The 7,488-nt window shown below is 62.2% G+C and carries 9 protein-coding genes and 2 pseudogenes; 7 read left to right on the forward strand and 4 right to left on the reverse strand.

Annotation, left to right across the window (positions count from 1 at the left end; genetic code table 11):
- Positions 1 to 311: 311 nt before the first annotated feature.
- The 6 genes and pseudogenes from ACLP4W_RS29230 to ACLP4W_RS29255 form a co-directional block, all read left to right on the forward strand.
- A pseudogene (locus ACLP4W_RS29230) lies at positions 312 to 461 on the forward strand (TPM domain-containing protein); the annotation flags it as partial.
- A 373-nt stretch (positions 462 to 834) separates the two neighbouring features.
- Positions 835 to 1,851, forward strand: a complete 1,017-nt coding sequence (locus ACLP4W_RS29235; RefSeq protein WP_442390952.1) for a nitrilase-related carbon-nitrogen hydrolase — start codon at positions 835 to 837, stop codon at positions 1,849 to 1,851.
- On the forward strand, positions 1,848 to 2,234 hold the full coding sequence (locus tag ACLP4W_RS29240; protein WP_442390953.1) for a hypothetical protein: 387 nt from the start codon (positions 1,848 to 1,850) through the stop codon (positions 2,232 to 2,234). Before ACLP4W_RS29235 ends, ACLP4W_RS29240 begins: the two co-directional genes overlap by 4 nt.
- Positions 2,235 to 2,254: 20 nt before the next feature.
- On the forward strand, positions 2,255 to 2,647 hold the full coding sequence (locus ACLP4W_RS29245; protein ID WP_442390955.1) for a hypothetical protein: 393 nt from the start codon (positions 2,255 to 2,257) through the stop codon (positions 2,645 to 2,647).
- Positions 2,648 to 2,662: 15 nt separating this feature from the next.
- Positions 2,663 to 3,394 (forward strand): hypothetical protein, encoded by a 732-nt coding sequence (locus ACLP4W_RS29250; protein ID WP_442390956.1) that lies wholly within the window; start codon positions 2,663 to 2,665, stop codon positions 3,392 to 3,394.
- Between the two features lie 19 nt (positions 3,395 to 3,413).
- Complete coding sequence (locus ACLP4W_RS29255; protein ID WP_442390958.1) at positions 3,414 to 4,112, forward strand: hypothetical protein; 699 nt, start codon at positions 3,414 to 3,416, stop codon at positions 4,110 to 4,112.
- Between the two features lie 292 nt (positions 4,113 to 4,404).
- On the opposite strand, the gene ACLP4W_RS29260 is transcribed toward ACLP4W_RS29255, so the two are convergent.
- Entirely contained in the window at positions 4,405 to 5,031 is a 627-nt protein-coding gene (locus tag ACLP4W_RS29260) for an NADPH-dependent F420 reductase (protein ID WP_442390960.1), read from the reverse strand.
- 264 nt (positions 5,032 to 5,295) lie between these two features.
- On the reverse strand, positions 5,296 to 5,772 hold the full coding sequence (locus tag ACLP4W_RS29265; protein ID WP_442390962.1) for a VOC family protein: 477 nt from the start codon (positions 5,770 to 5,772) through the stop codon (positions 5,296 to 5,298).
- Here ACLP4W_RS29265 and ACLP4W_RS29270 point away from each other — a divergent pair.
- Positions 5,728 to 6,228, forward strand: a complete 501-nt coding sequence (locus tag ACLP4W_RS29270; protein WP_442390964.1) for an SDR family oxidoreductase — start codon at positions 5,728 to 5,730, stop codon at positions 6,226 to 6,228. The genes ACLP4W_RS29265 and ACLP4W_RS29270 overlap by 45 nt on opposite strands.
- Positions 6,229 to 6,513: 285 nt before the next feature.
- Here the strand turns inward: ACLP4W_RS29270 and ACLP4W_RS29275 are convergent.
- Positions 6,514 to 6,624 (reverse strand): annotated as a pseudogene (locus ACLP4W_RS29275) (Clp protease N-terminal domain-containing protein); the annotation flags it as partial.
- 40 nt (positions 6,625 to 6,664) lie between these two features.
- A partial coding sequence (locus ACLP4W_RS29280) for an aldehyde dehydrogenase family protein (RefSeq protein WP_442390966.1) occupies positions 6,665 to 7,488 on the reverse strand: 824 nt, incomplete at its 5' end.

The following is a 7,488-nucleotide window of genomic DNA, read 5'->3' on the forward strand; positions in this document are numbered from 1 at the left end:
CTGTTCTGTGTAGGTGTCGGCCCACGCAGACGGCGCCAACACCATTGCCAGCGCCAAGATGCACGGGACCAGACCAAGCCTCCGCAATCCCATTTTGACTTTTCTCCTGTCGCTATCCCGTTGTGAGTCGGGGACGCCGCTTATGACACGAAGCTATCGGCCGCGACAGCCTAACCCCACACGAACCATTCGTTCGGATCGTGTGGACCCGACCGCCTTGTGGCGACAACGGGAAGCTGTGGGTGATAGTTCCCCTCTGTGGGCGCTCAAGCAACCGTGAATCGCCGCCGCCGGCGGGCTAAATTACCCGTATGCGTATTGTTCGCCTGTTCGGTGTAGTCCTGACGATCCTCACAGCGGGGTTGCTGCTGGCAACCCGCGCCGGCGCGCAGCCGCCGTCCAAGCTCACGGATCACATCATTGACAGCACTGGGGCGTTGACGGATTCCGGTCGGGCGGCAACCCTCACCGAAGAGGAATCCGATGCTCTGCACGCCGCCTGGACCATCCCCGGTGCGGGCCGGCCGTTGTTTGAAGACGCCGGCGCGAACTTTTCCCGCCACTCACCAGCCAAAGTCGACACCCACAAAGCCGACCGTGGGCCGCTGCTGCTGACCTCGGAAACAGAAGACCACACCGTGCCCCTGAAGGTCACCAAGGAAGTCTTCGGAATGTACAGCCACTCGAAAGCGCAGACCGACTTGCACATCTTCGAGGGACGCGGACATTCGCTCACCATCGACAACGGATGGAAAGATATTGCGGACGTGGCCCTTCAATGGCTGACTGCCAACGGCCTTTAGGCAGACGAGATACGACGAGAGGATGAGCGCAGTGACCACTATCCGAGCGGCGGCGGTCCAACTGCGCCCTGTGCTCTACAGTCGTGAAGGGACCATCGAGCGCGCCGTCGCGAAGATCGACGAACTGGCGACGCGCGGCGTGCAATTCGCGACTTTTCCGGAGACCGTTGTTCCCTATTATCCGTACTTTTCGTTTGTGCAGCGCCCTTATGAGATGCTCGCCGAGCAAACGCGGCTGATGAGACAGGCGGTCACCGTGCCGTCGGCGGCGACGCAAGCGATCAGCGACGCCGCCAGCCGCGCCGCAATGGTGGTTTCGATCGGCGTGAACGAGCGTGACGGTGGCTCACTGTTCAACACCCAGCTGCTTTTCGATGCCGACGGAACGTTGATCCAGCGTCGCCGAAAGATCACCCCCACGTATCACGAACGAATAATCTGGGGCCAGGGCGATGGCAGCGGACTTCGAGCCGTCGACAGCGCGGTGGGTCGCATCGGCCAGTTGGCCTGTTGGGAGCACTACAACCCGCTGGCCCGATACGCGCTGATCGCCGACGGCGAGCAGATCCATTCCGCGATGTTCCCTGGATCCATTTTCGGCGATTTGTTTGCTCGACAGACCGAAACCCAGGTGCGCAATCACGCGCTCGAGTCGGGCGTCTTCGTGGTCTCCGCAACCGCCTGGCTCGATCCCGATCAGCAGGGGCAGATCATGGCTGATACCGGCTGCCCGCTGGGACCGATCTCGGGCGGCTGCTTCACCGCGATCATCACGCCGCAAGGCGAACTGCTCGGTGAGCCTTTGCGTTCCGGCGAAGGCGAGGTGATCGGGGATCTGGACTTCGCGTTGATCGACAAACGCAAGGCGTTCATGGACTCCGCCGGTCACTACAGTCGTCCCGAATTGCTAAGCCTGCTCATCGATCACACGCCCAGTGCCCATGTCCATAAGCGGTTTCCGGGTTCGCCGTTGGTCGCCGAGGTCGAGGAGAGCACAACGTCGCTCACTGATCCGCGGGGAACCCCATTGGACGGAGGCGCCGTATGACCTACATGGGAAGGCCCTACTACCCGCTGTGGTTGGACAACCTGGCGGACGACGTCACCTTGGAGGCCGCTGCGATGGACGGCACCGCACACGGCGCCGACGATGTCCGCTTCATCTTGGTCAAAGCCCGCGAACAGTATGAGCACCAGGAGTTCAATTACGCCGGCCCCTGCGGCGAGAACGGTTTCCTCGAGGACTATTCCAGCTCGGTTCGCGGCGTGCCTACCTACGTTGTCGTGCTGGTCACGTTCAACGCCGAAGGGCAGACCCAGCAGGTTGTGGTGAATCACCGGCCACGCAGCGCGATGCTGCAGTTCTCCCGGTTGATGCTGGAGACATTCTCCGGGACCCCGTATGCGAAGCACTGGGAAGGCACCCCGTAAGGGGCGATTGGAGGCGCAGCATGGCATCGACATATCTGGGAAAGCCCTACTACCCGGCGTGGCTGGATAATCTCGCCGACGACGTGACCGGGGAGGGGCCCGCGTGGGACGGCGCCATCCAGGGCGCGGCGGCCGTCCATGAAGTCGTGGTCGCCGCAAAAGAGATATACGAGTTTCAAGAATTCCACTACGCAGGCCAATGCGGAGAAAACAGTTTCCTCGAGGACTACACCTCATCGGTGCGCGGTGTGCCCCTCCAAGTCATCGTTCTGGTCGTCTTCAATGACGCCGGTAAGGCGCAGCGCCTGGTGGTGAATCACCGGCCGCGCAGCTCCGTGCTGGTGCTGTCGCGCGCGATGCTCGAGAGGTTCGCCGGCACGCCCCTCGCCAAGCACTGGGAAGGCACACCGTAAGGAGCGAGGAGCGCAATGAGCGATCTGCTCGAGGTCGCCGTCGCGGCGCACGGTGGCCTGGACCGGTGGAACCGCATCACATCGATCGATGTCGCCGCGTCGATCACGGGGGCGACCTGGTTCGTCAAAGGCAAGGGTGATGCGCTCAAGAACGTCCGCTTCGAGGTTGACACCACCCGGGAGCGGCTGACGATGGACTTCGTCGGTCAGGACAAGCGTTCGATCTTCGAGCCTTCCCGCGTCGTTATGCAGCGTGGTGACGGCGCGCTCATTGAGTCGCGCCATGACCCGGAGAGGTCGTTTGACGGTCACGTGTTCGACACCCCGTGGGACGACCTGCACGTCGCCTATTTCAGCGGTGAGGCGCTGTGGACGTATCTGAATACACCATTCGTCTTCACCTGGCCCGGATTCGCCACCGAAGAGATCACCCCTATCCAGGTCGGCGGTGAAACATGGCGGCGGCTGAAGGTGACGTTTCCCGATCACATCAAAACCCACACGCGCGAACAGATCTCGTGCTTCGGCCCCGACGGGCTGCTGCGCCGTCAGGACTACACCGTCGATATCCTGTGCGGCGCACCCGGATTGAACTATGCCACCCACTATCGCGAAGTAGACGGGATCATCATCCCCACCAAGCGGCGGATCTACGGATGGAAGGGTGACTACCAGCTCGTCCCGGAGTCGCTGCTGATCGCCATCGACATGGGTGAGATCACCATCCGCCGACCGGGCCACAAATAACGTTTGAGAGGAGCACACAATGGTCGACAGTGAATCCAGCCAGCAGCACGTGGGCAGCGTGGCTGACATAGGTGGTGCGTCGGGGCGCTACAGCAATAGCGCGATTACGAGCTTGCATGCCGGACAACCGCTTCCGGCCTCCAAGGACGAACAGATGCTGGCCGCCAAAATATCGCGCGCGATGTCCTCAGGGCCTCTCCACATCACCCGGGATGCCACGGTTGCGGAGATGGATGCGCAAGGCAATGTCGTCGTGCTTCGTCAGGGAACTAACCACTGGGTGTGTTTCCCGGGCGATGAGAACGAGATCGGCAACGTGCCCATGTGCGCGGATCCCATGGGGCTGCAATGGATGAGAGATATCATGGCCGGCAAGCCGGCCCCGACGAATACGGCCCCCGGGATCATCTATATGCTTTGCGGCGCAACGCAACACAGCAACACCGATCCGTTCGACAAAACAAGTCCTGCCATTCCCATCGGCCCGCACTGGATGATCATGTGGCCATACGAGGCCGCGCGTGACGGCCTCCCAAACACCGTACGAGATGCGGGCGCCTGGGTGATGTTCGATCGGACGCCCTACGCGTATTTGCATATCTGCGGTACGCCCTGGGCAGGCAATGAGTACAGGCCCGGCCAGCAACCCGTATGGACAATGCGGTATGGCTCGCCCACAGAACAACCGAGCACGGCTGCATCCACCCCAGGCAAATAGCGCCCCTTGCAACGTCACCGACGTTACGGGTGTAGTTGTGAGCCGGCCATCAATGGCGAGTAGGTGAAATACCTTCGCGTTAGGGGTTACTCCGCCCTCTTTCCTCGTACCGGCACATCGTGTGTGGCTCCCTTCTCGTGGGCACATCAACTGAATCACTCACCCACGAGCCCTTGTGAACCTGCGTCAGCAGGGTTTACGGCTTTTTGTGGTCGGGCGACGAGGACGGCTTCCATGGCTCCGAATGCATGCGCCGGGGGACGGGACCGGGGAAAAGCAGGTACCGCTCTACTCAGATCAATGACCGCGCCTCTGTGGGGCCGACTACTAGATCGTGAAGGTCGCCGCCAACCTCGAGTCGACCCGACTGTTCGATCCCACCGACTTTCACCGGCTCGAAGCCGGCTGTTCGGATCAACCGCTCGACTTCCTCGCCAGCACGGTCGTCGTCGGTCGCGTAGAAGAGGACCGCTGACTCCGGTGACCGGTTGCTAGAGGACTCGAAGAGATCGCCCGACAGGGTTCCAAACGCCATGGCCAAGCGCGTCCCAGCCGGCAACCACCCGGCTACAACCTCGCCAGAGGATTGGCCCTTCGGCAGGAGACGTAAGACGTTGCCCTGTGCGTCGACGGTGAGCGGGTTGCTCGGAACGACCACGATCTTGCTGGTTAGCGAGTCGGCGACCTCGTCTATGACGCTCTTCAGCACGGCAAAGCGCAGCGCGAAGACGACGGCATCGGCGCCCTGCAACGCGTCGCGGTTGTCGATGGCGACGACGGCAGCTCGACCGATCTCTGCGGCCAGCCTTCGTGCCGACTCATTATTCGCGCTCGAGAGCCGCAGGGTCTCGCCGCCTGAGGAGAGCTGGCGGGCGATGACCGATCCGAGCCCTCCAGTGCCGATGATCGCGGTGGTCATGACCGAAACCTCCTCAGCGTCGTGGTACCAACAACGGCGGCCCGGAGCATCGCCGGGCCGCGTCCCTGTAGTTCGCTCAGCGTACGGACCGTGGCGGTGTGGTCCGGCAACGAGTTAGTCGGGAAACACACCGCCTGGGCTGATGTCAGAACGCGTGGTATGACCGTCTCTTTGGTGGCCTTGTCGGAAACGGCCGGTAGGGATCTCAGTGTCCGGTGGACTGGCCACCGTCGATGTGAGGGATGTCGCCAGTGATCTCGGCATTCACTCGGACTCCTCGGCGGGCGTGCTCGATGGCCAGTGCGCGGGCGCCCAGTCCCCCTTTGGGTCAGTGGTTTGCCCCACTTCGATCAGATGACCGTCGGGATCGCGGATGTAGCAACGGATCTCGTACTGATGCTGTTTCGGCGGCGTCAGGAATTGAGCACCCCGGGCGCTCCATTCGGCGTACACGGCCTCGATGTCTTTAACCCGGATATTGAGGAAGCTGCTGACCCGGTCGGGATCGCGTGGCGCCTCCAGGGTGACCGTCGGCTTGTCGTCGGTCGGGCCCCCGCCGCCATTGATGATGATAAAGCTGTTGGCTAGTGCGACGTATGTCACCTCGTCACCTCCCTCGCCGGTGAAAGCCACCCTGCCGCCGAGTACTTCGGTGTAAAAGCGCCGAGAGCGCTCGACATCGTCCGAGACGATGAAGTGGGCCAGCACAATTCCCTCTGGGCTCGATGGGAGCTCGGCCATCTGGTATCTCCACTGATTGGGACTCACACCCCGCTAACGACAAAGTGTGCAGCCGATGTTACCAACATCGCGTCGGTCGAGGCGCAGACGATCCTCGAGCAGAACCCCCCGTCCGCAGCCGCTTCCAAGCACACGCTGCTCGGCCCGACCAAGGCGACGGCATCGGATTACGCCCAGCACGGGATCCGGATCAACGCGGTCTCGCCATCCGGGATTCGGCGGAGGCGATCGCCGATGGTGTATGCGACCAGTTCGAGGACCGCATGGTGCGCGAACTTCTGGGCATCGCCACCGGCGCAGAGTCAGAAGCGGGCAACTTGCTGCAATCCGCGATGCGCTCGACCGGGCCGGCGTCTCCGCGAAGCAGGTGCTGGAGCTATCCACCGCCCGCCGTGCTGGTTCAGGATCAGTTGGATATCCCGCTCGGGATGGCGCGCGAGCGCGCTGACTCCTTAATCACCCTGATGCATTCACCGGGTTTCACCTGTCGATCGTCGCATCGCGGTCCGACAAATTTGCGTAGCCGCGCCACCGTTTCGTAGCTAACAAGCTCCGCAACCATCTCGTCGCGGCGTGAACGCGGCGTCCAGGGGCGTTTCTAGAGCGAACCGACCCCGTACCTTAGCCGTTCCGGCAATGGCTAAAAACGGCTCTGGCGGAAGCCCTAGAGTTGGTACGGCTGGAATTGGTGCTTCATACGATGAGGTAATGGCTCTTAGCGATATCCGGCGCGAAGATGTGCTCGGCGCGATTGCTCTGTTGAACGATCCCGGCCTCCATTAGTGGTGCGGCAATACCATCGTCCTGGGTGAGCAGTGCCATCAACAAATAGCGTGGTCTGATCTCCGGGTTCGCCTGCGGCGCTGGCGTGCAATTTTCGGTCGGCCCCCGATCAGCGTCCGAGTCGGCGGCGCCAATCCCTGGCGTTGAGGACCCTGAGCATCCCCATCAGGATCCGACCCTTCCTGCGGGTGTACGGGTACCAGTTCAGTTCTTTCTTCATCGCGACGCGGTCGCCGACGATGCTCTTGGTCCGGCAGTACTTGCGGATGCCCGCTGCCCCGCCTTGGCGAGATCCGAGTCCCGACTCACCCCATCCCGCCATGGGCACCGGTGCCTGCGCGACTCCCATCAGCACGTTGTTGATGTTCACCGTGCCGGTGTTCATCCGTTTGGCCACGGCCATCGCCTTGTCCTTGTCCCGGGTGAATACGCTGCCCGACAGGCCGAACCGGGAGTCGTTGGCGAGTTGGATCGCCTCGTCTACATCCCCTACCTTCATCACCGGCAGCGTCGGGCCGAAAGTCTCCTCCCGCATGCAGTCCATGCCGTGGTCCACATCGACCATTACCGTCGGCCGGTAGAAGTAGCCCCGCGTCGTGTCCGCTTCCCCGCCCACGAGAACTTTGGCGCCCTTGCTCACCGCGTCGTCGACGTGACGGGCCACGATCTTCAATTGTTGTTCGTTGGCCATCGCGCCGAGGTCCACCGAGTAGTCGTGCTGTGTATCAATACCCTGACGCAACTGCTTCGTCCCGGCGACCAGCTTCTGCACGAACTCGTCGTAGACCGGCGCTTCGACGTAGACCCGCTCGACCGATATGCAGATCTGGCCGGAGTTGAAGTAGCCGCCCCACAACGCGCCGTCGACAGCCCGGTCGATATCGGCATCGGCGCAGACGATCATCGCGTCCTTACCACCCAGTTCGAGGCTGC

The organism is Mycobacterium sp. (assembly GCF_052145595.1).
Classification (GTDB): Bacteria; Actinomycetota; Actinomycetes; order Mycobacteriales; family Mycobacteriaceae; genus Mycobacterium.